A 26555-nucleotide genomic window follows, 5' to 3' on the forward strand; every position below is an offset into this window, starting at 1 on the left:
GTCCGCCTCCCGGACCGGGCTCAGGCGCGTGCCCGCGTCGGCAGTCGTGCGGTGGTCTCCATCAGCCGGACGGTGAACGGGTGTCGCGGGGCGGTGAGGAGCTGCCGCGCCGGTCCCTCCTCGACGAGGTCGCCGGCCTCCAGCACGGCGATGCGGGTGGCCGTCGCGGCTGTGGCCAGGTCGTGTGTGATCAGGACCAGGGACAGGTCGCCCCGGTCGCGCACGAGTCCGGCGAGCGTGTCGAGGATCGCCCGCCGGGTGACCGTGTCGAGGCCGGAGGTGATCTCGTCGCAGATCAGCACACGGGGCCGGGCCAGCAGGGCGCGGGCCAGCGCGGCGCGCTGGAGTTCACCGCCGGACAGCCGGCCGGGGCGACGGCGTACGAGGTCTTCGGTCAGGCCGAGGCCGGCGAGCGTGGCCAGCGCTTCGGCCAGGGCGTCCGCCTCGGCCGTCCCCCGCAGCCGCACCGCCGTCCGGGCCACCTGGTCCAGGACCGGGCGGTGTTCGTCGAACGCCGCCCTGGCGTCCTGGAAGACGTACTGCACCGCGGCGAGTTGCTGACGTGTGCGGTCTCTCAGGCTGCGCGGGAGCGGGACGCCGTCGAGCAGGATCTCCCCGTCGTGGTCGCGGTGCAGGCCGGCCAGGCAGCGGGCGAGGGTGGTCTTTCCGCTGCCCGAGCGGCCGACGACAGCGAGGCATGCGCCGGCGCGAAGGGTGAGTCCGGGGGTGCGGAGCACAGCGGTCCGGCCGTGGCGGGCGGTGAGGGGCCCGGCCCGCAGGACCGCGTCGCCCTCGGAGTCCGGCTCGACGCGGGTGGCGGCGGACTCGGACGCCAGGAGTTCGGCCGTCCAGGGGTGCCGTGGCGCGAGCCACAGGCGCTCGGCCGGCCCGGACTCCACCACCTGTCCGTCCCGCATGACCAGCACCTCGTCGGCGAGGGCGCGTACGACGTCCAGGTCGTGGCTGAGCAGGACGACGGCGATCCCCTCCCGGGACAGGGCGGCCAGCTGGTCGACGATGCTCCGCTTCGTCAGGGCGTCCTGGCCGGTGGTCGGCTCGTCGGCCACCACCACCCTGGCGCCGAGCAGCAGCGCCTGCGCGAGCACGACGCGCTGCTGCTGGCCGCCGGACAGCTGGTGGGGGAAGCGCCGCAGCATCGACGCCGCGTCGGGGAGCTGGGCCCGTGACAGGGCGCGCAGGACCCGCTCGCCGACGGCGGCCCCGCGCTCGCGCCGCGGCAGGTGGCGTACCCGCGTACGGGCGATGTCCCGCAGCAGCGCGCCGATGCGGCGCGCGGGATTGAGTACGGCGCCGGGCTGCTGCGGGACGTATCCGACGAGGCCGTCGGGCACGCGTACGTGACCGGTGACGCGTGCGCCGGCCGGGTACTCGCCGAGCAGGGCGAGGCCGGTGGTCGTCTTGCCGCTGCCGGACGCGCCCACGAGGGCGGTGATGGTGCCGGGGAGCACCCTGAGGTTCACTCCGTCGACGATCGCCCGGCCGCCGACGTCCACGCGCAGGTTCTCGATCTCCGCGACCGCTTTCACGGCGTCCACGTCCGCTTCCCCTTCTTCGGCCCGGTCTTCGGCCCGGTCTTCAGGCCGGCGTCGACGAGCAGGTTGGCGCCCATGGTGAGGGCGACGATGAGCAGGGCGGGCACGACCACGGCCCAGGGCTGGACGAGCAGACCGGTGCGGTTGCGGTCCACCATCACGGCCCAGTCGGCCGCGTCCGGCTCGACGCCGACGCCGAGGAACGCGGCGGTGGCCACGAGGTACAGCACACCGGTCAGCCGCACGCCCGCGTCGGCGGCGAGCGTGCGCGTGAGGGAGCGGCCGACGTAACCGACGCCCGTGCGCCACCATGTCTCGCCCTGCATGCGCAGCGCTTCGACCGCCGGGCGTGACGCGGCCTCGGCCGCCGCGGCCCGTACGATGCGGGCGGCGTCGGGGATGTTGACGAGGGCCACCAGCAGGGTGAGGCCGACCGCGCCCGGTGTGAAGACGGCGGAGACGAGCAGGATCATCAGCAGCGACGGCACGGCGAGCAGTACGTCGAGGGGCCGCATCAGCAGCTCTTCCAGCCAGGTGCGGTGGGTGAGCGCGCTGAGGAGCCCGACGGGGAACGCCACGAGGTAGGCCAGGGCGGTAGCGGCCAGCGCCACGAGCACCACCGAGCCTCCTCCGAGCAGCACCTGACGCCAGACGTCCCGGCCGACGAAGTCGGTGCCGAGCCAGTGTCCGCCGCCGAGCGTGAACGAGGCGGCGCGAGGGCCGGGTTCGCCCGCGAGCAGCGGTCCGAGGAGGGCCAGGGCGAGGGGAGCGCCGATGACGACGGCGCCGAGTGCGAACCGGGATCTCACGCGGCCGCCTCCGACCGGGGGGCGAGGCGGCGTGCGACCAGGTCGGCGGCGAGGTTGAGCACGACCGTGGTGACGCCGAAGACGACGGCGAGGCCCTGGACGACGGGTACGTCGCGTTCGGCGACGGCGTTGATCAGGACGGTGCCGAGGCCGGGGATCACGTACAGCGCCTCCACGACGATGACGCCGCACAGCAGCCAGTCGATCGTGCGGGCCAGCTGCTGGGCGGCGGGCGCCATGGCGTTGGGCAGGGCGTGCCCGTACCGGACGCGGACGCCGGGGATGCCGTAGCGGCGGGCGTGTGCCGCGTACGGCGAGGCCAGCGCGTCGATCATGCCGGCGCGTACGAGGCGGGCGAGGGAACACACGGGGCGGGAGAGCAGGACGAGCACGGGGAGCACCAGGGCGGTGGGGTGGGCGAGGAGGTCGGCGCCGTATCCGACGGCGGTCGGCGGGAGCCAGCCCAGGCGCAGGGCGAAGACGGTGACCAGCAGCACGCCGAAGGCGAACTCGGGTACGGCGTACACGCCGAGCGTCACCGAGCTGACCAGCCGGTCCACGGGCCCGCCCTCGTGGCGGGCGGCGAGCACGCCGAGGCCGACGCCGATCGGGACCAGGAGTGCGACTGTCAGGGCGGCGAGCAGCAGTGTCGGTCCGAAGCCGTCCGTGATGTAGGTGCTGACGGGCCGCCCGGAGGCCAGGGAGGTGCCGAAGTCGCCGTGCGGCAGCCCGGCGGCCCAGTCGGCCAGGCGTTCGTGCGCGGGCCGGTCCAGGTCCATGGCCTCCCGGATGGCGGCGATGCGTTCCGGGTCGGGCTGGTCGCCGGCGAGGGCGACGGCGGCGTCGCCCGGCAGCGCCTCGGTGAGGGCGAAGACGAGCAGCACGACGGCTGCCGTCTGCGCCGCACCGAGCAGTAGCCGCCGGGCGATCCAGGAGCGTGGTCCGCTCACGCGAGCCATACCTTGTCGAAGCGCGCCCAGTCGAGGGAGTTGGCCGGCGCCTCGGTCTCGACGCCCTTGACGTTACGGGCGGTGCCGAGGATCCAGTCGGCGAAGCCCCAGATGAGGAAGCCGCCTTCGGCGTGCAGACGGCGCTGCATACGCTCGTACACGGCGGTGCGGGCGGTCTTGTCCTTGGTGGACTGCGCCTGCTGGTAGAGGGCGTCGAAGTCCTTGTGGTGCCACTTGGTGGCGTTGGTGGTGGAACCGGTGAGCAGGCGCTGGGAGATGTGGGCCTCGATGGGCATGGCGCCGGAGCGGTAGGAGGCGAGCGTCCCGGAGTCGAGGATGTCCTTCCAGTAGCTGTCCTTGCTGCCGGTTTTGACGGTGATGGTGACGGCCGCCTTGGCGGCCTGGTCGCGGAAGATGGTGGCGGCCTCGGTGAATCCGGCGGCGACGGGCGAGGTGTCGAGGGTGACCTTCAGGTTCTCGGCGCCGGCCTGCTTGAGCAGCGCCTTCGCCCGGTCGAGGTCCTGTTCGCGCTGGGGCAGGCTCGCCGCGTAGTACTCGTAGCCCTTGCCGAACAGGTCGTTGCCGATCTGGCCCGCGCCGGAGAGGGCGCCGTCGACCAGTTCCTTGCGGTCGGCGATCAGGAAGAACGCCTCGCGGACCCGCTGGTCGTCGAACGGCGGGCGGTCGGTCTTCATGACGAAGCCCTGCATGGAGCTGCCCGGGAGCCGGAGGATCTCGATCTGTCCCTTGCCCTCGTGGGCGCGGGCGGTGGTGGGATCGAGCTCGTGGGCGTACTCGATCTGCCCGCCGAGGAGGGCGTTGACGCGGGCGGACTCCTCGTTGGCGACGACGAACTCCAGCTCGTCCAGGTAGGGGGCGCCGTCCCAGTGGTCGTCGTTGCGCTTGAAGACGGCGGACCTGCCGGGGGCGAAGGAGACGAAACGGAAGGGGCCGCTGCCGACGGGCTTCTTGTCGAAGTCCTGCTCCCCTTCGGGGACGATGTACGCGCCGAACGCGGCGAGCACGTTGGGGAATTCGGCGGTCGGGCGCTTGAGGACGAACTCGACGGTGCGGTCGTCCAGCGTGCGGCTGGCCCCGAGGTCGATGGGTTCGAGGGACGCCTTGGCGCGGAACGCCTTCTTCGGGTCGGTGATGCGCCGGTAGCTGTAGAGGACGTCCTTGGCGGTGACCGGCCTGCCGTCGTGGAAGACGGCCTCGCGCAGCGTGACCTTCCAGCGGTCCAGGCCCGCGTTGGGCTCCCACCTCGCGGCGAGCCTCGGCTGCGCGGACAGGTCGGGGCCGTAGTCGGCGAGCTTCTCGAAGAGGGCCTTGGCGCGGGCCACGTCGGCGAACAGGTTGCTCAGGTGCGGGTCGAGCGTTTCGCTCGCGCCGCCGCCGGCGAACGCGGCGCGCAGCCGTCCACCGCGCCGGGGCCTGCCGCCGCCCTTGGCCGTGTCGGCGGCCGGTCCGGTGCCGGCGCAGGCGGCCAGGGTGAGGGCGCCGAGGCCGGCGGCGCCTGTGGCGGCGAGGAATCCCCTGCGGCGCAGACCGGCAAAGCGCGGGTCGTTGACGGGGCTTTGGTTCACGGGGACGTCGTTCATGGCGGTGTTCCTTGCTGCTGGGCGAGCGGATGGACGCGTGGGGGGCTCAGGTGAGGGGGGCGGGGGTGAGACGGGCGACCAGGTGGAGCCGGTCGCCGTCGGCCGTCGCGGCGGGCGGGTCGCCCTCCCGCCATGGCGGTTCGGTGCGCGGGCCCGGCCCGTCGTACAGGGCGAGCACCTCGAAGCCGTGGGCGGCGAGGACATGGCGCAGCTCCTGCGGGAAGAGCAGGCGCCAGGCGGAGCGCTGCTCGACCGGAGGGGAGCCGTCGTCGGCGGTCCACACCCGCGTGCGGCGCAGCAGTTGGGCCGCCCGGTCCAGGTACAGGGTGGTGGTGGAGCGGTAGACGGTGCCCCGCCGGGTGAATCCGCCGACGAGCGGGGCGTCGAGGAGTTCCGTACGGCCCAGGAAGAAGGCGCCGTTGCGCATCTCGGCGACGAGCAGGCCGCCGGGCGCCAGCGACCGGCGGCAGGAGGTCAGGAAGCCGTCGAGCTGGTCGTTGGTGTGGCAGTACAGCAGGGCGCTGTCCAGGCACACCACCGCGTCGAAGGCCCGCTCCCCCAGGTCGAATCTGTGCAGGTCGGCCCGGACGTAGTCGGGGCCGGGGTGCTCGGCGCGGGCGTACGTCAGCATCGCCTCCGACAGGTCCGCGCCGGTGACGCCGCGGCCGGCGCGGTGCAGATACGCGGCGTCACGGCCGGTGCCGCAGCCGATGTCCAGGACGCGTGGACCGGGCGGCCCGTGCCGGCGCAGGCAGTCCTCTGTCCAGCGCCCGGCGAGCCGTTCGGGGTCGGGGAAGCGGGCCTCGTACAGCGCGGGGTTGTCGGTGAGCAGGTTCGCGGTGGTGGTCGTCTGCGGCGCGCTCCTCATACTGTCGCCCGTACGGTCGCGGGGCCGGCGGGCAGAACCCGGCGGCGGTGCAGCCGGGCGACTCCGGCGGCGGAGGCGAGGCCGAAGGCCAGGCAGCACGCCCACGGCAGCCACGGCGCGTCCATACGCTCGCCCGCGTCCATGGCCCAGCCGACGATCGTGTTGCCGACGGCGGCGGCGATGCCGGAGACCACGTAGAACAGGCCGAAGTAGGTGCCGGTGAGTTCGGGCCGGCCGAAGCCAGGGATCAGTTCCATCACGAACGGCTGGGCCATCATCACGCCCAGGTAGAGCAGCAGCGCGCCGGCCAGGACGGGCAGTGTGCGCACCGCCGCGTCCGCGAGGCCGTCGGGGGCCGTGCCGTACCCGGACACCGCCATCGGCGGTACGAAGGACAGCCCCATCAGCGCGAGTCCGGCGCTGATCCAGCGCGCCCTGCTGCCCCGTTCCTTCAGCGCGCGGGTCACGCGCAGCTGAAGCCAGAGGTTGGTGAGGGTGCCGAGAAGGAAGACGAGCCCGGCCGCGCCGTCCCAGCCGGTGGCCCGCCGGGCCCCGTCGGGAAGCAGCAGGTACAGCTGGTTCTCCATGGTGAACATGCCGACCATGGCCAGGGCGAAGGCCAGGAAGCCCCGGTTGCCGATCACCTCGCGCCAGTCGGCGACGACACTGTTCCCGCTCGGCGCGACCCGGCGGGTCGGCAGCACCAGGGCCTGGGCGACGGTGAGCACCGCGAAGATCCCGGCCGCCGTGAGCGCCGAGGCGCGGAAGTCGACCAGCAGCAGGGCGCTGCCGAGCAGCGGCCCGATCAGGGCGCCCGTGGTGGCGAAGACGTTGAAAAGGGCGAACGCCTCCGCCTTGCGCTCCCCCGCCTCCAGGGCGAGATAGGCCCGCACGGCCGGGTTGAAGAGCGCCCCGGCCAGGCCGCTGAGCACGGAGGCGGCGAGGAGCACGGGCAGCCCGTCGCCGAGCGCGAACAGCCCGAAGCCGACGGTGCGCAGCGCGCATCCGGCGATGATGACGCCGCGCGCCCCCAGCCGGTCCGACGCCGTGCCGCCGATGAGGAACAGGCCCTGCTGGCTGAGGTTGCGCACCCCGAGCACGATGCCGACGACGGCCGCCGACATCCCGAGGTCCTCGCTCAGGTGCAGGGCGAGGTACGGGACGAGCAGGTAGAAGCCGGTGTTGACGCCGAGCTGGTTGACCAGGAGGAGCCGTATCGCGAGCGGGAAGCCGCGTATCTCGCGCCATGTGTTCATGGACGCGCCTCCTCGTCGCCGCGCCTGCGTACCCCGAGCCCCGGGCCGCGGCCCGCGCGTACGGTGCCGTCGGCGCCGCCGATGCCCGCCCAGGGATCGTCCGCGAGCAGCAGATGGCCGTCGAGGTCGACCCAGCGGGCGCGGTCGGCCAGGTGGACGGCGGGGGCGATGCCGAGGGTGCTGGCGGTCAGGCAGCCGAGCATCAGGTCGGTTCCGGTGTCCGCGATCAGGTCGGCGATCCGGAGGGCGGCGGCGACGCCACCGCACTTGGCGAGTTTGACGTTGACGCCCTGGACGCGTCCGGCGAGGCGGCGCGCGTCCTCGTGGCCGACGGCGTCCTCGTCCGCGATGACCGGCAGCGGCGAGCGCTCCGCGAGCTGCGCCAGCGCCTCCGGATCGCCGGGGGCCAGGGGCTGTTCGACGGCCTCGACACCCAGCTCCGCGAAGAGCGGCAGCAGTCGCTCGCACTCCGGGACGGTCCACGCGCCGTTGGGGTCCAGCAACAGCCGGGCGTGCGGCGCCGCGGCGCGGACGGCCCGTACGCGGGCCAGGTCCTCGGCCGGGTCCGGGGCGCCGGCCTTGAGCTTGAGGACGGAGAATCCGTCCCGTACGAGGCGTGCCGCCAGCGCTTCGGCCCGTCGAGGTGTGGTGATGCCGATGGTACGGGCGGTCGAGGCGGAGGGCGGGTCCCCACGGTGGCCCATGAGTTGGTGCACGGGGACGCCCGCGCGCTTGCCGACGAGGTCGAGCAGCGCGGACTCCACGGCCGCGGTCACGGCCGGCGGGGCGGCGGCGTCCTCCCCGGTGCCGGCCCGCAGGACTTCCAGGGCGGTCTCGGGGTCGGCGAAACGGGCCAGCCACTGGGACCGCGCGTGCAGCAGCCGCCCGAGGGTCTCGGCGTCGAGGCCGTAGTACACGCTGGTGACGGCCTCTCCGTGGCCGTGCAGGCCTTCGTGCTCGACGGTCAGCCATACGGCTTCACGGGCCGCCATCGTGGAGCGGGAGATGCGCAGTGGCTCGCTGAGGTCGAGGCGTACGGTGCGCCGGCCGGTCTTCACGGGTTCTCTTCCGGGGTCGTGGCGAGTGGATCGGTGACCGTGCGGCACCGGGCCCAGCCGGTGGCCTCCACGGCCGTGGGGTGCGGTATTTCTATGGGTCGCGTGGCCGCGGTGTCCGGTCCGACGCCGTGGGCGGCGGTGAAGTCGTCGTCGAACACGCTGCCGAGGTAGCGGTGCGGCCCGTCGGGGAAGACCGTGGCGACGACCGCGCCCGGGTGGACGCGGGCGGCCCAGGCGGCGACGAGGGCGACGGCGCCGGTGCTCCAGCCCCCGCTGACGAAGCTGGAGCGGGCGAGCCGCCGGCACGCGTCGGCGGCCTCGGCGGGGCCGACCCAGTGGACCTCGTCGAACGCGTCGTAGGCGACGTTGCGCGGGTGGATGCTGCTGCCCAGGCCGCGCATCAGCCGGGGCCTGGCGGGCTGGCCGAAGATCGTGGAACCGGTGGCGTCCACGCCGATGAGCCGCAGACCCGGCCAGTGACGCCGCAGCGGGCCGACGATCCCGGCGCTGTGGCCGCCGGTTCCGACGCTGCACACCAGCACGTCGAGGTGGTCGAGCTCAGTGGCGAGTTCGGCCGCCAGGGAGGCGTAACCGGTCTTGTTGTCGGGGTTGTTGTACTGGTCGGGCCAGTACGCGTCCGGGAGCTGGGTGAGCAGTTCGCGGAGCCGGGCGAGTCGGGCGGCCTGCCATCCCCCGTCGGCGGCCGGGCGGTCCGCCAGTTCCAGCCGGGCCCCGTAGGCGCGCAGTAACTGCCGCATCGGCGGCTCCAGTTCGGTGTCCCCGACCAGCACGATCGGGTGGCCGAGGGCCTGTCCGGCGAAGGCAAGTCCGATGCCGAGCGTGCCGGAGGTGGATTCCACCACGGGTGCGCCGGGCCGCAGTTCGCCGCGTTCCTTCGCGCCCAGCAGCATGGAGACGGCCGCCCGTGCCTTCATGCCGCCGACGCCGAGTCCTTCGAGCTTGGCCCAGAAGCCGGGCTGCGGGCATGGCAGATCGGCCGTGACGCGGGCGAGCGGGGTCCGGCCGAGCAGGCCGAGGAGTTCCCGGTTGACCGCGGTGCTTCCCGTGCTGCCGGAGCTTCCGGGGCTGAGGACGGCCGTGGTCACAGGGCGGCTCCGTAGCGGTGGATGGTCCCCGGGCCGCCGTCCAGCCAGAAGAAGGGGTACGGCTCCGCGCACACCGCGCTGACGCCGGAGCCGATCAGGCGGGGCAGGACCGCGCTGCCGGTCTGCGCGAACATCACCAGCGGTGTGCCGTGGCGCTGCGCGTGCCGTCGCAGCGGCTCGAAGCTGCCGTTGCCGAGGGTCATGCCGGAGGCGAGGACCGCGTCGCAGCGCTCCAACTCCGCCAGGGCGTCGGTGCGTACGGGCTCGCCCCATTCGGTCGTGCCGCCCTTGAGGTCGCACGGGATGTACGCGAGGCCGCGTGCCCGCAGGGCCTCCAGCAGCGAGTTGACCACGCCCACCACGAGCACGGTCGCTCCGGGCGCGGCGCCGATCAGCTCCACCACGGCCCCGGCCCTCGCGCGGGACTTGTCCAGCGAGGTGCCGGCGGGCAGTCGGCAGGGCTGTGCGCCGTGGGCGGGGCCGTGCGGAAGGGCGTGCATCAGGTAGGCGTCGAGGGCGGCGACGCGGACCGGCGGCAGCTCGTGCGCCAGGAGGCGGGCGACGTCGGCGCCGACGCAGTCCTCGACGGCGCCGTCGGGCAGCTCGCCGGGTTCGACCGCGCAGGAGCCCACGGCTTCGGCGAGGCGCAGGCTGAGCACTTCGTTGCGGTAGCCGGAGCCGCGTCCTTCGTGTCGTACGGCCTGACGGGTGGTGAAGGCCACCGCGATCCGCCGGGTGCGCGGGTCGGGGCCGATGCCGCCGGCCAGAACCCGTTCGACGAGGTCGTCGTACGAGGAGGCCAGGGCGGCTGGGCCGGTGAGGGCGGTCATCGGGTCACCACCCGGGGATGCAGCCGCGCGAGGAGGGCTTCGACCCGGTCGCGGGCGCCCGCACCGTGCGCGTCGCCGGCCATCACGTGGCCGAGGTACTCGTTGTTGCTGCCCGCGGCCCTGACCGCCTTGCCGGGATCGGCGAGCTGGAGCTCCAGCAGGCCGTCCGCCGCGTGGACCGTGTCGGCGCCGTCGACGGCCTCCAGTACTCCGTCCTGGTCCGGCACCAGGAAGCCGATCGCGGCGCTGGTCAGTCCGGTGGCGTGGCGGCGCAGGTCCGGCTCGCGGCCGAGGGCGACGTCCACGCAGGCGGCGGCGAGGTCGATGCCGGTCACGTGGCGAATGAGCTCGGTGATGCGGTTGCCGGCCGGCCGGGGGTTGACCTCGACCAGGCGTGGCCCGTCCGTCGTCAGTTTGATCTCGGTGTGGGCGACGACGCCGTCCAGCCCGAGCGCCTTGAGCGCCCGGCGCGCGGTCTCCTCGACGGCCTGGGTGTCCGCGGGGTCCAGGGCGGCGGGGAACATGTGCCCGGTCTCGATGAACGCGGGAGCCCCGCCGACGCTCTTGTCGGTGACGCCGACGACATGCACGGCCCCGCCGTAGGACACGGTCTCGACGCTGACCTCGGGCCCGTCGAGGAGCTCCTCGAGCAGGACCACGGGGTCGCGGCGCTGTCCGCGGGCGTTGACGGGGAAGGCTGCGAGGGCGCGGTAGGCGTGTGCGAGGGCGGCCTCGTCGTCGACGCGGCGTACGAACATGCCGGCGCACAGGTCCACGGGCTTGAGCACCAGCGGGTAGCCGATGTCGCGGGCCGCGGCGGCGGCCCCGGCCCACTCCGCGCACACGGCGAAGCGCGGTCCCGGCAGACCGGCCTCCGCCAGCACCCGGCGGGTGGCGTCCTTGCGGCACGCGTTCTCGACCGACTCGGGCGTGGGGCCGGGCAGTTCCAGCCGCCCGGCGACCCGGGCGGCCGTCCTGAGGTAGTAGTCGCAGGAGGTGATCACTCCGTCGAAGCGCAGCGCCTCGTGGGCCCGCTCGACGAAGGACAGCATGGTGTCGGTGTCGTTGGTCTCCGTGGTGAGGACATGGCGGGCCGCGAGGAGCGGGTGCGCGGCGCCCTCCGGGGCGGAGCGCAGGTAGTGGTGCAGGTCACGGGTCAGAAAGGTGAACTCGTGACCGGCCTCCCGGACGGCCCGTGGCAGCAGTCTGCTCATGGACCCGACCCAGCTCTCGACCATCAGCAGATGAGCCACGACTTTCCCTTCACACGGCACGGTTGAGGTTCTTCCGGGCCATGACGGCGGCGCCGTCGTGTGACCGAACGCGACCTTATCGATAATCGTTTTCATTGTCATCTGTCCGGACCCGCTTCTCTGCATGCGGGACACGCGCCGCCGCAACTCCGCGCGCTCCTTTGCCGCGACCGCCTCCTCCGCGGCCCGGACCGCCCGAGCCCACCGGGATCCGCGGCCGTCGCCGAAGCGGCGGCGGCGATCCGGAAGGTGATCACCCGTTTCCTTGAAGCGAACCTGCCATTCACCTTGTGCGCCGCTAGGCGCCGTGGCACGGTTGCCCCGGCTCGACCGGACGGCGGATGTGCACGCACAACCGCCCCTCCGCGTACGTGCCTTGAGCCTGCCCATGGCCTGACCACCCGTGGCGCGGGAGCCGACCGGAGACCCCGGACGGCAGCACCACCGCACGGCCCGAATTGCCCGCAACCCGGACAACGAAAGGTCTGGTTCATCACATGAGATCCCCCGCGCGACGACTTCGCGTGCTCGTTCCTGCCGCCGCACTCGCCGCAGGACTCCTCGCGGCGACCCCCGCGCACAGCGCGGACCGTCCCGACGTACGACTCGCGCCCGCCGCCACGGCCGTGGCCGACAGCTGGATCGCGGTCCTCGAGGACACCCCCGAGGCGTCCGTCCGGAGCGCCGCGGAACGCCTCGCCGACACCTACGACGGCACCGTGACGCACCTGTACCGCTCATCCGTACGCGGCTTCGCGGCGAAGATGACCGCCGCCCAGGCGCACCGCCTCGCCGCCGACCCGCGCGTCGCGTACGTCGAACAGGACGCCCGGGTCCGCGTCAACGCGACGCAGTCGGACGCCACCTGGGGCCTCGACCGCATCGACCAGCGCCAACTGCCGCTCGACGGTTCGTACACGTACAACACGACGGCCTCCGGCGTCCGCGTGTACGTCATCGACACCGGTGTCCGCGTCAGTCACAACGACTTCGGCGGCCGGGCGAGCATCGGCACCGACACGATCGGCGACGGCCAGAACGGCAACGACTGCAACGGCCACGGCACCCACGTCGCCGGAACCGCCGCCGGAACCGCCTACGGTGTCGCCAAAGCCGCCTCCATCGTCGGCGTGCGCGTCCTCGACTGCAACGGGTCCGGCACCATCTCCGGCGTCGTCGCCGGCGTCGAGTGGGTCACGGCCAACGCCGTGAAGCCCGCCGTGGCCAACATGAGCCTCGGCGGCGGCGCCAACTCCACCCTCGACGCCGCCGTGCAGAACTCCATAGCCTCCGGCGTCAGTTACGCCGTCGCCGCCGGCAACGGCAATCAGGGCGGCAGGGCGCAGGACGCCTGCAAGTACTCGCCCGCCCGCGTCCCCGAGGCCCTCACGGTCGGCGCCACCGACAACACCGACACCAAGTCGTCCTGGTCCAACTACGGCACCTGCCTGGACCTCTTCGCGCCCGGGGTGGGCCTCACCTCGGCCTGGAGCACCGGCGACTCGGCCACCAACACCATCAGTGGCACATCCATGGCCTCCCCGCACGTCGCAGGCGCCGCGGCCCTGTACCTGGCCGGCAATCCCACGGCCACCCCGGCCCAGGTCGGCGACGCCTTGACGGCCAACTCCACCACCGGTGTGGTCAACAGCGCCGGCAACGGATCGCCCGACAGGCTGCTGTACTCGCTCTTCTGATCCGCTCCCGCACAAGGGCGCGCCCCGGCCTGCCGGGGCGCGTCCTCGCACGCGGTCGGGGGCGGCGCTCGGCCGGCGAAGCCCCGGATCTGCGCACCTACGAACGCCGGGCCGGGCGGTGCCGTGGCTGCGACCACCACCCGGCCCGGAGTATCAGATGGGAGCGGCCCCCACCGGCACCTCGTGCTCGCACGCGTCGTCGATGCCGTACGTCTCCCAGGCCGGGAAGGCGTCGTCGTCCGGCACCGGTTCGCCGTCGGCCAGCAGGCAGTCGGTCAGGGCAGCTCGCAGCTCGTCGGCCCGCAGCCCGGTGCCGATGAAGACCAGCTCCTGCCCCTGCGAGGTGCCGTCATCGCGGGCCCCCGAAGGCTCGAAGCGTGCGACGGCACCCGCCTGCGACCACAGTCCTGTCACGCGCGGCCGGCCGGCCGGCCAGAAGAACCCCTTGGAACGGAGAACCTGCCCGAATCGGCCGCTGTCGAGCTGCTCGGTCACCAGATTCCACAACCGGCCCGGGTGGAAGGGCCTGTCGGAACGGAACACGGTGGAGGAGATGCCGTACTCCTCGGTCTCCGGGACATGGTCGCCGTTGGGCTCCATGACCCAGCCCGGCGCCTGCTGAGCACGCTCGACGTCGAAGAGCCCGGTCCCGAGTACGTCGGCTCAGCTCCACCGCGCCACGGGTCGCGGGGACGATGCGAGCGACGGGGTTGAGCCGCACGAGCGCGGCCCTGAGCCGGTCGGCTTCCGCGGCGGGGGCGAGGTCGAGCCTGTTGAGCACGATGTTGCCCGTCCACGGCAGCCCCGGCGTGATGTCCATGAGCGTCTCGCCGACCTTCTCGGCATCGAACACCCGTGAACCCGGGATCAGCTGCCGCACGAGTGCACCGGTCGTCGTCCTGCCCACGCCGTGGGTGCCGTTGAGCCATACGATCACGGACCCCACGCCAGCGCCGTGCGGGACGCCGGTGGTCTCGACCGGGACCGCACAGGCTGCGGAAGGGACCGGATCGAAGCGGCCCGGTCGGCACCACTGCCCCCCGCCCCGCCGCCACCGGGGTCCCCCACTGCCGGTCCCCCACCACGAGACACCCCGACCACCCGGCCCGGCGCCCCCTGTGCGGCCCCCACGCACGACCCACCGCCCCCTCGCCGGCCCGGAACCCGCCCCGCTCACACTTCGGCGCAAGATCCTCGCATTGGGAGCCGGTTGGTGCGCGGCGACCTGCTGGGCCGGCGATGCGGCGTCTGGTCGGGTATGTGGCGTCGTCAGTCCGTCGCCGTGCGGCGGGCGTAGGCGCGGGCGGCGCGGGCGCGGTCGCCGCAGCGGACGGAGCACCACTGGCGGCGACCGTGCTTGAGCAGGAAGCGGTTGCAGGGTGGGGAGGCACAGGCGGCCAGGCGGGCGGCGTCGGGGGCGGTCAGCAGGTCGGCGGCGTCGGCGGCGATGACCGCCAGGGCGTGCTCGACGATCGCGGTGGTGGGGTGGGGTGCGGCGCGGTAGGGGCCGGCCTTGTCGTCCCACAGCAGCAGGGATGCGGTCGGGACGCGGGTCATCGCGTCGTTGACCGCCGCGACGGCGGCGGGCAGGGCGGACCGGCCGGCGACACGGGAGGCCAGCAACGACCTGACCTGTTCGCGCAACGAGCGCAGCTGCGTCGCGCACACCTCCGCCAGACCGGCATCGGCCGGAGCGAGGTCGCGCCGCTCCAGCCACTGCTCGGCCTGCGCGGGGGTGCCCAGGAGATCGGCCGTGTGCCCGCCGGGCAGTGCGACGGCGCTGTTGGCCAGGGCCAGGGCGGGGTGCTCGTCCTCACCCGGCGCCGACGGCAGGGCGGCTTCTTCCCTCACGAACTCTTCCATGCTTCTCATGGTACGGCTTGCACCCATCCGTGAGGCATGCGTACAGTCGACTCACGGTTAATATGCACACCATCCGTGAGGAGCTTCTTTCGTGTCTTCCCCGACCCTGCAGACCACCCCGTTCCCCGTCCGCGTCTTCGGCGGTCCGACTGCCCTCTTCGAGTACGGCGGCCTGCGCTTCCTCACCGACCCGTCGTTCGACGGTCCCGGTGACTACCAGGCACCGGGACGCGTGCTGACCAAGACGGCGGCGGCCGGCGGCAGCCCGGGCGATCTCGGCCGCATCGACGTCGTCCTGCTCTCCCACGACGAGCACGCCGACAACCTCGACACCTCCGGCCGGGCCCTGCTCGCCGACGTCCCGCTGACGCTCACCACCCCCGGCGGAGGGGAGCGTCTCGGGGAGACGGCCACCGGCCTCGCCGACTGGCAGTCGGTCGAGCTCGAGCGCCGGGACGGCGGTCCCGGCACGGTCACCGTGACCGGCGTGCCCGCCGTCCACGGCCCCGGCCCGCGCGAGGAGGTCGAGCCGATCACCGGCCAGGTCGTCGGGTTCGTCCTGACCGGCGAGGGCCTGCCCACCGTCTATGTCAGCGGCGACAACGCCTCGCTCGACGCGGTCAAGGAGATCGCCGAACGCTTCGCCCCGGTGGACACGGCCCTCCTCTTCGCCGGAGCGCCCCGCTTCACCGAAGTCTTCGACGGCGAGGTGCTCGTCCTGAACAGCGCCCAGGCCGCCCAGGCCGCGAAGATCCTCGACGCCGGCCGCGTGGTCCCCGTCCACTACGACAGCTGGGCCCACTTCACCGAGGGCCGCGACGAGCTCACCGCCGCCTTCGCCGCCGCCGGTCTCACCGACCGCGTCGACTTCGGCGTCCGCGGCTGACTCCACGCACGCTGGGCGCATGCGCCGGACACGCCGCGGCGCCGGCCGACAGAGACCCGCCGCGGCTGTCGGCCGGCGTCCGGCGCCGACCCACCCCCGCCTCCCGCACCATCGAAGGACCGCACGACCATGACCGACCCGGTCCGCGGCACCCGCCGTGGCTCCGCCCCCGCCGCCCTGTCCGTGCTGGACTCCGCCATGACCGGCACCGGTCGGACCGCCGCCGAGGCGCTGGCAGGCAGCATCGAGCTCGCCCGGCTCGCCGACCGGCGCGGCTTCACCCGCTATTGGATGAACGAGCACCACGCCATGCCCGGCGTCTCCACCTCCAGTCCGCCCGTCCTGCTGGCCCGGCTCACCGCGGAGACCAGCAGGCTGCGGCTCGGCGCGGGCGGGATCATGCTGCCCAACCATCCGCCGCTGGTCGTCGCCGAACAGTTCGGCATGCTGGACGCCCTCGCCCCCGGCCGCATCGACCTGGGCCTGGGCCGCGCCCCGGGCACCGATCACGCCACGGCCACCGCCCTGCGCCGCGGCGCGAGCGACGCCGAGGACTTCCCCCGGCAAGTCCTCGAACTGCTGCGCTTCCTCGGCGACGACTTCCCGGACGAGCACCCCTACGCCGACCGCGTGTACGCCGTGCCGGGGCCCGCCCAGGACCGGCTCAACGGCGTCACCCCGCCCACCGGCCGTCTGCCGGTGTGGCTGCTCGGCTCGTCCGGCTACTCGGCGCAGCTCGCCGCCCGGCTCGGCCTGCCGTTCGCTTTCGCCGCGCACTTCAATCCACGCGATGTCGTGGCCGCCCTGCGTCTGTACCGTGAGCGGTTCACTCCGTCCGAGGCCCTGGCCGAGCCGTACGCGCTGGTCAGCTTCACCGTGGCCGCATCCGACGACGAGAGTGCGGCCCGCCGCCAGGCCGGCACCCTCGCGCACGCCATGCTCCGCATGTTCCAGCGCAAGTCCTACCTGCTGCCGTCCCCCGAGGAAGTGGACTCCTACAGCTACGACGCCCAGGAACGCCAGGCCGTGGACAGCTGGCTGAACCACGTCCCGCACGGCACCCCCGAACAGGTCACCGCCCACCTGAACCAGGTCCAGCGGGACTCCGGCGCCGACGAGCTCATGATCGGCAGCGTCGGCCACTCCGTCCAGGCCCGGCTGCGCTCCACCGAGCTGATCGCCGACGCCTACGGCATGCCCGACCGCCCGAGCTGACGCGGTACGGGCGCAGCCCCCTCACCCTGCACCGCCCAGTCCTCCTGTCCTTCCAGGAGTTCCCGTGGCCACCGTCCGCGCCCTGTCCGGCAGCCCGTCCGGCTGTGACTGAGCATTTTGGTTGGCGAGTTGAGCGTTGGCCGGCTGAGGGACCGGCAGAGTCATGCGGGGCGGGGTCCGCCTCGTTTGCGCTGGGAGGTTTGACAGCCACCATCTACTCGTTCGAGTGATCGGCGCGAGGTGGGCCCCAGAAGTGATCACGGAAGGGCGAGCATCTCCATGACATCTCGTCAGCATCCCTGCCACGGAAGGCGGCCACATCCATGCCGGTCAACGGATCTCCGGAGAACCCGTTCGCTGTCAGCCCTGACGACGCTGCCAAGCTGGAGGCGATCCGCGAGGCGCTGCTCGACCCGTCGCCGCGCAGGATCGGTAGGCTCGACCAGTGGGGCCTCGCGGACACCTACGAGGTACAGGCGGAGCTCGCCGAGTACCGCGAGGCCCAGATCACCATGGCGGACGGGACTCGGATCGACGCCGGGCTGAGCGTGCCGCGCAACCTCGTGCCCGGGCAGGCCTGCCCCGCCATCGTCATGCCCGCCCCGTTGAACGACCTCGGCCGGCTGGCCTACCTCGGCACGATCCCACGCTGGACACAGGGCGGCTATGTCGTCCTGACCTACAGCCAGCGCGGTCTGGCCAAGTCCGAGGGTGAAATTCAGGTCGCCGGCCCTCAGGACGTCGCCGACGGCATCGAGATCGTCGACTTCCTCAGCGGCGTGGAAGGCGTCGACGCGGATCGGATCGGGTGCTTCGGCGCCTCCTACGGCGCCGGGTGCAGCCTGCTGCTGGCGGCACGGGACCCGCGGGTCAAGGCCGTGGCCGGCGCCAGCGCCTGGGGCGACCTGTTCGCCTCGCTCTTCGAGAACGGCACCCGGCACATCAAGGCGTTCGAGGCGCTCGTGGCCCTGTTCCACGAGGAGCGGTGCTCGGCGGAGTTCAAGGAGATCATCCAGAAGATCCGCGACGGTGTCATCGACGACAAGGTCGGGGAGTTTGCGAGCCTCCGCTCGCCGATGCAGCAGCTGAACGCCTACAACGACCGCAGGCTGCCGATCCTGATGACCACCTACTGGCACGAGACGATCTTCTCCGTGCCCGCCGTCGTCGACCTCTTCACCAATCTGACCGGCCCCAAGTCTCTCCTGGTGCAGATCGGCGACCACGGCAACGGCGAGATGCCCGGCCTGTTCGGCGGCATCTCCAAGCCCACCGAGATGACCTACCGCTGGATGGACCTCCACCTCGGCGGCAGCGCGGGCGACGGCGCCGCGCCGCAGTTCGGCATCCGCTCGGAGTACATGCACAATCTGCTGTCCGACCTCGCCCACGACGACTGGGCAAGCTACGCCCTCCCCAAGCAGCGCTTCCACCTCGGCGCCGTGCCCGCCGGGCAGCAGGACGGGCCGATGGCCCAGGGCCGGCCGCAGCCGGGCTGGACCCACTCCGTGCAGGCCGCCGGCCCGGACACCGGCATCGTCGTCGCGCCCACTCTCGTCAAGACCGGCCTGGCCGAGCGCGTGGGACTCCCGCACGTCTACAAGACCGCCGAGATCAAGCGCGACGTCGCCGCCGTCTGGACCACGCCACCGCTGGAGCAGCCGATGCGCGTCCAGGGCGACCTGGAGGCCCGGCTCACCGTGAGGACGCAGACGAAAAACGCGACCTTCACCGCCTACCTGCTGGACTGCGACCCGTCCACCGGCCGGGCCGCAATCATCTCCCACGCCCCCTACACGCTGACCGACCTGCAGGCCGCCACGGTGACCTTCCGCCTGCAGCCCGCCCACTACGTCCTCGCCAAGGGACGCCGGCTGCAGCTGATCATCGACAGCTACGACCCGTTCTTCGCGGACGACAACACCATCCCCGCCGCCCTCGAGATCACCTCGCCCGAGGGCAACGAGTCCTACATCGACATCCCGCTCGCCACCCTGCCGTAACACCCGCACGCCCCGACAGGCACTCACACCCACCAGGTCCGGTCCGCGATACCCGCGGGCCGGACCTGTCGCACGTCCTGGCCACCACGCCAGCCCCATCTGACTGCCCTCGCACACCGGGTCAGGCGGTGCATCGGTGACGACCAACCCGCCAAGCACCTCACCGTGATCCAGCGCATCCTCGACAGCCAGCGCTCGGTGCCGCCAACTCGACCGCTCACTCGCCAACTGAAGCGCTCAGTCACACCGGCAGGTGTGTGCGAGCCGCAGGGCAGGGGCCTAGAGTTCGAAGTCGATGTAGTCGACGTCGGTGAACTCGACCCGCAGGTCCTGGGCGCGGCGGCCGTGGTCCTTGAAGTAGATCTCCTGCAGGCCTTCGGCGGCGATGTCGCGTAGCCGCTGCTCACTCGCGCCCTGGTCCTGCGCCTCGAAGAGGCGCGCCGCGTACTGCGGGGGCAGGGCCTGGGTGAGGTGGCGCAGGCGGGCGTCGTCGGTCGTGCCGGGTGCGGCGGTGTAGCCGAATCGGGCGCGGGTGTCGATGACAATGCCGTCGGTGGTGGCGGCCTGCTGCTTGGCCTTCGCCCGGATCTGCGGCTGCCACCGCTTCCTGACTTCGCGCTCCAGGCGGGTGGCGAGTTCCCGGCGGGGCTGCTTGATCTGGTTCTTCACGTACCGTTCCACCGTGCGCCGGCTGATGCCCAGGGCGGCGGCGGTCGCCCTCGTGCCTTTGAGCTGCTTGACCAGGTAGCGCATCTGCGCTCCCGCCGTCTTCGGGACGGGGCGGGTGAACGCGCCCTGGACCGCTCTCTCGAGGCTGTCGCCGAGCTTGCCCATCTGCTGTTCCCCCGTGTCGTTGGTGGTGGTGATGTTGTCGTACCTTGGCGAGGTCGGGGCGGCCACGGTAGCGCTCCGGCATCCCTGTGGGCGGGAAGCCGAGCGGGCGGACACGTCGGAAGCGTAGTCGGCGCAGCCGGGGAGGACCGCGACGGGGTACCGGCCGATGACCGTTGCGTTGGCCGCCGTATCCGGCCGTGGTGACGTCGCACATGGCGCCCGAGGTGCTGTCCGGGAGCCGGGCCACGCAGGCCGCGGACGTCTTCGCATGGGGCGCGCTGATCATCTTCGCCGCGAGCGGAGTGGAGCCGTTCCGCGGGGCGAACATCGGCGAAGTCGCGCACCGCACGGCGTTCGTGGAGCCCGACCTGTCCCTGCTGCCGGCCAGGCTCCGCCCGCTTGTCGCCGCCGCGGTGGCGAAGGATCCGCAACGGCGGCCGTCCTCGCTGGAGTTGCTGACGGGACTGGTCGGCGACTCACCCGGTTCTGCCGGCCCCCGGCGGATGCTGATGGAGACGGGCGCCCGCCGGGCGGAGCCGGTCGCGAAGACTCCTGCCCCGGTGGAACCCTCGCTCGGCGGCGCGCAAAGGCCGCCTTCGCCGCGCTGCCGGACGTCGGCCGGTCGGCCGGTCGGCCGCGGAGGAACTGATGCTCCGGCTTGCCGTACCCGGTGACGCCGTGGACGGATCGCTGGACTCGGTGCGGGTGGCACGGCCCGAGGAGCGCACCGCCGGCATAGCGGCCCTGGTCCGCATGGGCAGGACGAAAGACGGACCCGGGCCACGCACGTCGCCGAAGCCGCGGACCGTGGCCGAGGGCTCCCCCGTCGTCGTGCGCCGGAGAACGGCGCAGGGCGGCCGCTCCGGACGGCGCGTCGCCCACGGGACCTGCTCCCGTGGGCGGCGCGCGGTCGTGATCGCGGCCTTCTACCCGGCCGGCGTCACCCCGCAGGGCGTGCCGTTGAGCCTGAAGACCCGCGGGTCGTGGACCTGTCCGCTCGATGTGCCGTTGAAGCCGAACCGCGCGGTTCCCCCAGGAGCCAGTGTGGAATTCCAGCTCAGCGACTTGGCCACGACGTTCGGGCCGGTCTGGGAAACGGTGGCGCCCCACGGGTGGGACAGGCGCTGCGTGTCGGCGTACGTCCACGACAGCTGCCAGGGGCTGACCGTCTCGCCGCCGGTGTTCTTCACCACGACCTGGGTGGTGAAGCCGCCGCCCCACCGGGTCGATGTGTAGGTGACCTCACAGACCTGCTTGCGGGCGCCGCCGCCGAGGTCGTCCACGTAGGAGGCCACCCAGGCGAGCGGGGCGTTCCAGTTGACGGTGATCTCGTTCGTCGCCCACGACTCGATGTCGTCGATGTAGCACATCGCGGGCGCGCAGCCCTTCAGCTTGCTCTGCGCGACCGGGTCCTGGATGGCGTCGTTGGGGCCGCCGGCCAGGGAGCCCGGCGCCGGGTTCGGCAGGGACGGGTCGAGCTGGTTCGCCCAGAAGCGGTGGTGCTGGTTGCGCGAGTCCCGCTCGCCGTAGCCGGTGACGTACGACTGGTTGAGCGGGTTGCGGCCGAGCAGGTAGTCGAGGCCGCGCAGCACGCCGTCGCGGTACACGGCCTTGCCGGTCAGGTCGTGGGCCGTGCCGAGGACCACCATGTTGTTGGCGACCTGGCTGTTCGAGCCCCACACGTAGTGGCCGTCGGTGGGCGCGTAGGGCAGGCCGTACGCGGTCCGGGCGGAGTCGGCCGCGTATCCGTCGGCCGCCTGCGTCACCATGGACCGCACCGACCGAAGCTGATCGGCCGTCAGCTTGCTGGGCACGGTCGCCAGGTTCAGCGCGCCGAGGCCCGCCACCGAGCCCCACGACATGCCGCCGCGCGGGAAGACCAGGTCGGTGTCGCCGTGCAGCGGTGAGCGCAGCACCTCCTGGCGGTAGGCGTCCTGTCCGGTGGTGAGGAACAGTTCGGCGGCCGCCCAGTAGAACTCGTCGCGCACGTCGTCGTCGGGGTACGCGCCGCCGCCCGTCCCGTCGTTCGGGTCGGCCAGGATGTCCGGGTGGGCCTTGGCCGCGTTCCACGCGGTGACCGCGGCCGTACGGCACTTGGCCGCGAAGCCGGCGTCGTACGGCGCGAAGAGACGGGCGCACTGCGCGGCGGTGGCTGCCACGTTGAGGGTCGCCGCGGTGGTCGGCGGGTGCAGTTCGCGGGGCTGCGGGTCCTGGTCGGGGAGGGTCGGCAGGCCGGTCCATGCCTTGTCGTGGAGCTTGTGGTGCGCCATGCCGGCCAGCGGCTCGCCCGTCGGCACCATCATCCGCATCAGGAAGTCCATCTCCCAGCGGACCTCGTCGAGGATGTCGGGAGTGGCGTTGCCGTGCTCGGGGAGCCGCAGCTTGCCGTCGCCGAGCGGGGCGGCGTCGGCGTGCTCCTCCGTCAGCGTCCGCTCGAAGGCGGCCATCAGCTGGGCCACGGAAATGCCGCCGTTGACGACGTACTTGCCGTGGTCACCGGCGTCGTACCAGCCGCCCGCCGCGTCCAGGCGGTAGTCGCACACCCCTGGCCGGCAGGGCACGTCGTTGTCGCCCTGGTTGGGGCTCACGCCCACGTGTCCGGCCGGGCGGGCGTACTCCTCGCCGACGATGTCGGCGTCGATCTCGATGCCGCTGCGGTTGTGGTAGAAGTACGCGAGCGCGTCGGTGCGCAGCGAGTCGTAGAGGTCGTCGCCGATCGCGAACGGCTCGCTCTGGTTCTCCCCGACCGTGACGGTGTAGCCGTCACCGGCGGTGGTCACCGCGCTGAAGTCGAAGGTGTGGACGTTCTGCCGCGAGGTGGGGTCCACACCGGCCGGGGTGGTGGTGCCACTGGCCCGCCGTGTCCCGTCGGCGTCGTTGACCGTCCACGTCAGCGGCTCGGTGGCCTCGGTGACGAAGGTGCCGCTCTTCGGGCCGTTCGTGAGGTAGCCGACCTGGTTGACGCGGACGGGCGAGCCGGTGTCCGGCTCGTACGGGGGCGGTGCGGTGCCGCCGCGCAGGGAGACGTCGTCGATGCAGAAGGTGAACGCCTGCTCGCTGCCGCCGACCTGGAAGACGAGTTGGGCGGCATCGTGGTCGGCGGACGCCGTGAAGGTGTGACTGACGCGTTCGGCGCTCTCCCCGACCTGCTGTGTCGCGGCGAGCTCCTGGGTCCAGGGGTCGACGGCCAGTTGCACGTTGGTACGGATGGTGACCGGCACGGTCGACGTCGCCGAGTAGCTCAGCGTGTATCCCTCGCCGGCTGCCAGAGCGAGGCCGTTCTGTCCGACGATGGCGTCCCACGGGTTGGCTGTGCCGGCGGGGACCTCGGCGCACAGACGCCCGTCCACGACGGCGCCGGGGCTGTTGTCGGTCCACCACCAGGGGGCGGCGCCGCCGGCGAAGTCGCCGTTGACGATGAGTTCGGGCGCCTCCTCGGCCGGCTCGGCGGCGGCAGCGGTGGCGGGTGCCACGGCCACGGCCCCGGCGAGCAGGCCGGCGAGGGCGGCGACGCTCAGTGCCAGGCGTCTGCGCCGGCCTGGGCGGCGGGGCGTACGGGCCGTAGGGGGAAGGAGGAGCTGATGATGCGACACGCCAAAGGTCCTCTTGGAAGTAGGGAAGGTGCGCGGGGGTCTGAGAGACGGAAGCGCACGCGTGGCTGTGGGAGCGCTCCCAATGTCAGGGGCGAAAGGTGCGACGTCAAGATGCCGGACAAGGATGGCCGTTTCTGTCACGCGTCTTGCCAAGCGGCGGGGCGCGCCCTACAGTCCTGGCCGAAGTGATGCGTGGGAGCGCTCCCATAGTCTGACTCCGGGAGCGCTCCCGCCTCCCGTGCACGTGCACCTCCGTTCTCCCCGCTCCAGACGGAAAGGTCGGCACACAGTGAGGCAGTTACGAAGAGACAGCCGCCGCCTGCGAAGACTGCCGGCCGCGGTCACGACGGCGGGACTCATATCGGTGAGCGGCCTCGCGGGCGGCGCGGTGGCCCAGGCCGCTCCGGCGGTGGGGGACGCGAGCAGCGGCGCCTCGGCGGTGGGGGACGCGCAGACCGCCGCCGCGGCCGGTGACGACTGGCTGCACCCCGAGGACAACAAGATCCTCTCGTTCGGATCTTGCCGGGGCTCCCGCGGCCCGGCGCTCGGCCGGCTCGCGGGAGCACCGCCGCGTCCCGGCCGGTGAGGGCCGCGCCCGTCAGCGGAGGTACGGGAACGGCGGGTACATGTAGCCGGGGCCCCAGAACGGCGGGAGGCCGTAGTGGGTGTAGACGCTGTCGTAGTAGTCCGACTGGTCCGCGAGTTCGGGATCGTACTCGGGAGCCTTGGCGACCTGCTCCTGGGACGAGTCGATCCGGACGTACTCGTCGGCGACGTGGGTGACGGCGTCGACGGGGATGAACGTCTTCTTCTCCCCCATGCCGAGGAACCCTCCGTGTTCCACCAGCAGGAAGCGGACCTTGCGCTCCTCCTCGTCGATCAGGAGGTCGCCGATCTTGCCGAGTTCGTCCCCGGTCCTGTTGACCACCTTTCGGCCGCGGACGTCCTGTTCGGGTGCCGCGACGGTCTGGTCGGACTCGGAGATCTTCTTGAGCGTCGGGATCGGGCCTGTCGTCATCGCGAACCGCTTCCCCTCGTGGTGGGCTGTCGTCTCTCCGTGACCGGGTGCCACTCCGGGTGCGGATCATGCATCGGTCCGAGGGCCGTCGGGTACGCGATCACCCGCCGCCGCGGCCCGCTCACATGCGCGTCCGACAGGCGGAGGGGCGGTGTACGCGGGCACAGCCGCGGCCCTCTATGCCACGACGGGCGACTCCGCCACGCCGTGCGCCGGCTGGCGTTCGAACTGGGTGCGGTACAGCTCGGCGTAGCGGCCGTCGGCGGTCAGGAGTTCCTCGTGGGTGCCGCGTTCCACGATCCGGCCGGACTCGACGACCAGGATGAGGTCCGCGGCCCGGACGGTGGACAGCCGGTGCGCGATGACCACCGCCGTCCTGCCCTCCAGTGCCTCCGCGAGCGCCTCCTGGACGGCGGCCTCGGAGGTGTTGTCGAGGTGGGCGGTCGCCTCGTCCAGGATGACGACGCGCTGCCGGGCCAGCAGCAGCCGGGCGATGGTCATGCGCTGGCGTTCGCCGCCGGAGAGCCGGTAGCCGCGTTCTCCGACCACCGTGTCCAGGCCGTCGGGCAGGGACCGTACGAGGTCCTCCAGGCGGGCGCGGCGCAGGGCGTCCCACAGGTCGGATTCGTCCGCGTCCGGGCGGGCCAGGAGCAGGTTGGCGCGGACGCTGTCGTGGAAGAGGTGGCCGTCCTGGGTGACCATGCCGAGGGTGTCGCGCAACGAGGCCGCGCTCAGGTCCCGGACGTCGACGCCGCCCAGCCGCACGGCGCCCGCGTCGACGTCGTAGAGACGCGGCAGCAGCTGTGCGACGGTCGACTTGCCGGCGCCCGAGGACCCGACGAGAGCGACGGTCTGCCCGGGTTCCGCGCGGAAGGAGATGCCGTGCAGCACCTCGTCGCCGCCCCTGCTGTCGAGGGAGGCCACCTCCTCCAGCGAGGCCAGGGAGACCTTGTCGGCCGACGGGTAGCCGAAGCGGACGTCGTCGAACTCGACGGACACCGGGCCGCCGGGAACCGTGCGCGCGTCCGGCTTCTCCTCGATAAGGGGCTTCAGGTCCAGGATCTCGAAGACCCGCTCGAAGCTGACCAGCGCGCTCATCACTTCCACCCGTGCCCCGGCCAGTGAGGTGAGCGGCGCGTACAGGCGGGTCAGCAGCAGCGCCAGGGACACGACCGCGCCCGGCTCGAGGGCGCCGCGCAGCGAGTACCAGCCGCCGAGGCCGTAGACGAGTGCCAGGGCGAGTGCGGAGACCAGGGTCAGGGCGGTGATGAACACCGTCTGGGCCGTGGCGGTGCGGACCCCGATGTCCCGTACCCGGCGGGCCCGCTCCGCGAACTGCTCCGACTCCTCCTCGGGACGGCCGAAGAGCTTGACCAGCGTGGCGCCGGGGGCGGAGAACCGCTCGGTCATACGGGTGCCCATGGCCGCGTTGAGCGTGGCGGCCTCACGCTGCATGCGCGCCATGCGGCTGCCCATGCGCCGGGCGGGAATCACGAACACCGGCAGCAGGACCAGTGCCAGGAGGGTGATCCGCCAGGACAGGGTGAGCATCACCGCGAGCGTGAGCACCAGCGTGACCAGATTGCTCACCACGGTGGACAGGGTGTTGCCGAAGGCCCGCTGGGCGCCGATGACATCGTTGTTGAGACGGGAGACGAGCGCTCCCGTACGGGTACGGGTGAAGAACGCGACCGGCATCCGCTGTACATGGTCGAAGACCGCTGTCCGCAGGTCGAGGATGAGTTCCTCACCCAGCCTCGCCGACAGTCTTCGGCCGAGGATGCCGAGTGCCGCCTCCACCACCGCGATCAGCGCGATGAGCAGCGCCAGCCGTACGACCGTGCTCTCCTCCCCGTCCGACACGATCGTGTCCACGACGCGCCCGGCCAGGACCGGCGTGGCGACGGCGAGCAGCGCCGTCGCGGTGCCGAGCAGGACGAACAGGGCCAGGCGGCGGCGGTGCGGCCGGGCGAAGGCGCCGATGCGGCGCAGGGTCTCCCTCGCGAAGGGGCGGCGCTCTTCCTGTGCGTTCATGACGCTGTGCAACTGTGTCCACGCTGTGGTTTCCATGCTCATGGGAGAGAACGTAGAACCTCGACCGTCCTTGAGGTCAAGGCGGCCCCTGGCCGTCCCCGGCCCACCGGGCCCGAGGAGTCGGTCGG

Annotated in this window: 22 protein-coding genes and 1 pseudogene; 6 read left to right on the forward strand and 17 right to left on the reverse strand. The window is 72.6% G+C overall.

All coding sequences use genetic code 11. From position 1 onward, the window contains the following. Positions 1–20: 20 nt before the first annotated feature. From ACFYOP_RS22010 to ACFYOP_RS22055, 10 genes are read right to left on the reverse strand one after another with little or no spacing between them, the layout of a single operon-like run. A complete protein-coding gene (locus ACFYOP_RS22010; protein WP_356893372.1) occupies positions 21–1547 on the reverse strand; it encodes an ATP-binding cassette domain-containing protein in 1527 nt (508 codons plus the stop codon). Beyond that, positions 1544–2362, reverse strand: a complete 819-nt coding sequence (locus ACFYOP_RS22015; RefSeq protein ID WP_356893336.1) for an ABC transporter permease subunit — start codon at positions 2360–2362, stop codon at positions 1544–1546. Before ACFYOP_RS22015 ends, ACFYOP_RS22010 begins: the two co-directional genes overlap by 4 nt. Continuing rightward, positions 2359–3312: an ABC transporter permease gene (locus ACFYOP_RS22020; protein ID WP_356893334.1), complete on the reverse strand. Its 954-nt coding sequence runs from the start codon at positions 3310–3312 to the stop codon at positions 2359–2361. The genes ACFYOP_RS22015 and ACFYOP_RS22020 overlap by 4 nt, the downstream gene beginning before the upstream one ends. After that, the gene (locus tag ACFYOP_RS22025; protein ID WP_356893332.1) at positions 3309–4913 is read right to left on the reverse strand and encodes an ABC transporter substrate-binding protein; all 1605 of its coding nucleotides are present in this window, start codon (positions 4911–4913) and stop codon (positions 3309–3311) included. The genes ACFYOP_RS22020 and ACFYOP_RS22025 overlap by 4 nt, the downstream gene beginning before the upstream one ends. A gap of 46 nt (positions 4914–4959) precedes the next feature. Next, positions 4960–5781, reverse strand: a complete 822-nt coding sequence (locus ACFYOP_RS22030) for a methyltransferase domain-containing protein (protein WP_356893330.1) — start codon at positions 5779–5781, stop codon at positions 4960–4962. Continuing rightward, the gene (locus ACFYOP_RS22035) at positions 5778–7037 is read right to left on the reverse strand and encodes an MFS transporter (protein ID WP_356893328.1); all 1260 of its coding nucleotides are present in this window, start codon (positions 7035–7037) and stop codon (positions 5778–5780) included. Before ACFYOP_RS22035 ends, ACFYOP_RS22030 begins: the two co-directional genes overlap by 4 nt. Continuing rightward, a complete protein-coding gene (locus ACFYOP_RS22040; RefSeq protein WP_356893326.1) occupies positions 7034–8095 on the reverse strand; it encodes an enolase C-terminal domain-like protein in 1062 nt (353 codons plus the stop codon). Before ACFYOP_RS22040 ends, ACFYOP_RS22035 begins: the two co-directional genes overlap by 4 nt. Then, positions 8092–9201, reverse strand: coding sequence for a PLP-dependent cysteine synthase family protein (locus ACFYOP_RS22045; RefSeq protein WP_388452469.1), 1110 nt, complete (start codon positions 9199–9201; stop codon positions 8092–8094). Before ACFYOP_RS22045 ends, ACFYOP_RS22040 begins: the two co-directional genes overlap by 4 nt. After that, complete coding sequence (locus tag ACFYOP_RS22050; RefSeq protein ID WP_356893324.1) at positions 9198–10031, reverse strand: Rossmann-like domain-containing protein; 834 nt, start codon at positions 10029–10031, stop codon at positions 9198–9200. The genes ACFYOP_RS22045 and ACFYOP_RS22050 overlap by 4 nt, the downstream gene beginning before the upstream one ends. Further along, positions 10028–11284: an ATP-grasp domain-containing protein gene (locus ACFYOP_RS22055; protein ID WP_356893322.1), complete on the reverse strand. Its 1257-nt coding sequence runs from the start codon at positions 11282–11284 to the stop codon at positions 10028–10030. The genes ACFYOP_RS22050 and ACFYOP_RS22055 overlap by 4 nt, the downstream gene beginning before the upstream one ends. A 497-nt stretch (positions 11285–11781) precedes the next feature. Here ACFYOP_RS22055 and ACFYOP_RS22060 point away from each other — a divergent pair, with 497 nt between their 5' ends. Next, entirely contained in the window at positions 11782–12981 is a 1200-nt protein-coding gene (locus ACFYOP_RS22060) for a S8 family peptidase (RefSeq protein ID WP_356893320.1), read from the forward strand. A 153-nt stretch (positions 12982–13134) separates the two neighbouring features. Here ACFYOP_RS22060 and ACFYOP_RS22065 read toward each other — a convergent pair whose 3' ends face one another. From ACFYOP_RS22065 to ACFYOP_RS22075, 3 genes and pseudogenes are all read right to left on the reverse strand, one after another. Continuing rightward, entirely contained in the window at positions 13135–13581 is a 447-nt protein-coding gene (locus ACFYOP_RS22065; protein ID WP_388452474.1) for a GTP-binding protein, read from the reverse strand. A 184-nt stretch (positions 13582–13765) separates the two neighbouring features. After that, a pseudogene (locus ACFYOP_RS22070) lies at positions 13766–13918 on the reverse strand (ATP-binding protein); the annotation flags it as partial. 332 nt (positions 13919–14250) lie between these two features. After that, complete coding sequence (locus tag ACFYOP_RS22075; RefSeq protein ID WP_356893318.1) at positions 14251–14844, reverse strand: CGNR zinc finger domain-containing protein; 594 nt, start codon at positions 14842–14844, stop codon at positions 14251–14253. 91 nt (positions 14845–14935) lie between these two features. Here ACFYOP_RS22075 and ACFYOP_RS22080 point away from each other — a divergent pair, with 91 nt between their 5' ends. From ACFYOP_RS22080 to ACFYOP_RS22090, 3 genes are all read left to right on the forward strand, one after another. Further along, positions 14936–15730 carry an MBL fold metallo-hydrolase gene (locus tag ACFYOP_RS22080; protein ID WP_356893316.1) on the forward strand — a complete coding sequence of 265 codons (795 nt, stop codon included), beginning with the start codon at positions 14936–14938 and terminating at the stop codon, positions 15728–15730. A 129-nt stretch (positions 15731–15859) separates the two neighbouring features. Then, positions 15860–16945: an LLM class flavin-dependent oxidoreductase gene (locus ACFYOP_RS22085; RefSeq protein WP_356893314.1), complete on the forward strand. Its 1086-nt coding sequence runs from the start codon at positions 15860–15862 to the stop codon at positions 16943–16945. 323 nt (positions 16946–17268) lie between these two features. Beyond that, complete coding sequence (locus tag ACFYOP_RS22090; RefSeq protein ID WP_356893312.1) at positions 17269–18948, forward strand: CocE/NonD family hydrolase; 1680 nt, start codon at positions 17269–17271, stop codon at positions 18946–18948. A 279-nt stretch (positions 18949–19227) separates the two neighbouring features. On the opposite strand, the gene tpg is transcribed toward ACFYOP_RS22090, so the two are convergent. Beyond that, positions 19228–19782: a telomere-protecting terminal protein Tpg gene (gene tpg, locus ACFYOP_RS22095; protein WP_356893368.1), complete on the reverse strand. Its 555-nt coding sequence runs from the start codon at positions 19780–19782 to the stop codon at positions 19228–19230. A 200-nt stretch (positions 19783–19982) separates the two neighbouring features. On the opposite strand from tpg, the gene ACFYOP_RS22100 reads away from it, so the two are divergent. Then, on the forward strand, positions 19983–20456 hold the full coding sequence (locus ACFYOP_RS22100) for a hypothetical protein (protein WP_356893310.1): 474 nt from the start codon (positions 19983–19985) through the stop codon (positions 20454–20456). Between the two features lie 252 nt (positions 20457–20708). Here the strand turns inward: ACFYOP_RS22100 and ACFYOP_RS22105 are convergent, their stop codons facing one another. Beyond that, complete coding sequence (locus tag ACFYOP_RS22105) at positions 20709–23306, reverse strand: glycoside hydrolase family 9 protein (protein WP_388452581.1); 2598 nt, start codon at positions 23304–23306, stop codon at positions 20709–20711. Between the two features lie 433 nt (positions 23307–23739). On the opposite strand from ACFYOP_RS22105, the gene ACFYOP_RS22110 reads away from it, so the two are divergent. Beyond that, a complete protein-coding gene (locus ACFYOP_RS22110) occupies positions 23740–23961 on the forward strand; it encodes a hypothetical protein (RefSeq protein WP_356893308.1) in 222 nt (73 codons plus the stop codon). Positions 23962–23973: 12 nt separating this feature from the next. Here ACFYOP_RS22110 and ACFYOP_RS22115 read toward each other — a convergent pair whose 3' ends face one another. Then, positions 23974–24393, reverse strand: coding sequence for a PRC-barrel domain-containing protein (locus ACFYOP_RS22115; RefSeq protein WP_356893306.1), 420 nt, complete (start codon positions 24391–24393; stop codon positions 23974–23976). Positions 24394–24570: 177 nt separating this feature from the next. Next, positions 24571–26469, reverse strand: coding sequence for an ABC transporter ATP-binding protein (locus ACFYOP_RS22120; protein ID WP_356893304.1), 1899 nt, complete (start codon positions 26467–26469; stop codon positions 24571–24573). Between the last annotated feature and the right edge of the window lie 86 nt (positions 26470–26555).

Source organism: Streptomyces sp. NPDC006294 (assembly GCF_042870895.1).
Taxonomy (GTDB): Bacteria; Actinomycetota; Actinomycetes; order Streptomycetales; family Streptomycetaceae; genus Streptomyces.

What these genes read in the sequence shown, in the direction of transcription:
- ACFYOP_RS22085 (WP_356893314.1), top strand. Translation starts at nt 15,860, where the DNA reads ATGACCGACCCGGTCCGCGGCACCCGCCGTGGCTCCGCCCCCGCCGCC.
- tpg (WP_356893368.1), bottom strand. Translation starts at nt 19,782, where the DNA reads ATGGGCAAGCTCGGCGACAGCCTCGAGAGAGCGGTCCAGGGCGCGTTC.
- ACFYOP_RS22035 (WP_356893328.1), bottom strand. Translation starts at nt 7,037, where the DNA reads ATGAACACATGGCGCGAGATACGCGGCTTCCCGCTCGCGATACGGCTC.
- ACFYOP_RS22050 (WP_356893324.1), bottom strand. Translation starts at nt 10,031, where the DNA reads ATGACCGCCCTCACCGGCCCAGCCGCCCTGGCCTCCTCGTACGACGAC.
- ACFYOP_RS22090 (WP_356893312.1), top strand. Translation starts at nt 17,269, where the DNA reads ATGCCGGTCAACGGATCTCCGGAGAACCCGTTCGCTGTCAGCCCTGAC.
- ACFYOP_RS22030 (WP_356893330.1), bottom strand. Translation starts at nt 5,781, where the DNA reads ATGAGGAGCGCGCCGCAGACGACCACCACCGCGAACCTGCTCACCGAC.
- ACFYOP_RS22120 (WP_356893304.1), bottom strand. Translation starts at nt 26,469, where the DNA reads ATGAGCATGGAAACCACAGCGTGGACACAGTTGCACAGCGTCATGAAC.
- ACFYOP_RS22065 (WP_388452474.1), bottom strand. Translation starts at nt 13,581, where the DNA reads ATGGAGCCCAACGGCGACCATGTCCCGGAGACCGAGGAGTACGGCATC.
- ACFYOP_RS22025 (WP_356893332.1), bottom strand. Translation starts at nt 4,913, where the DNA reads ATGAACGACGTCCCCGTGAACCAAAGCCCCGTCAACGACCCGCGCTTT.
- ACFYOP_RS22060 (WP_356893320.1), top strand. Translation starts at nt 11,782, where the DNA reads ATGAGATCCCCCGCGCGACGACTTCGCGTGCTCGTTCCTGCCGCCGCA.
- ACFYOP_RS22075 (WP_356893318.1), bottom strand. Translation starts at nt 14,844, where the DNA reads ATGGAAGAGTTCGTGAGGGAAGAAGCCGCCCTGCCGTCGGCGCCGGGT.
- ACFYOP_RS22115 (WP_356893306.1), bottom strand. Translation starts at nt 24,393, where the DNA reads ATGACGACAGGCCCGATCCCGACGCTCAAGAAGATCTCCGAGTCCGAC.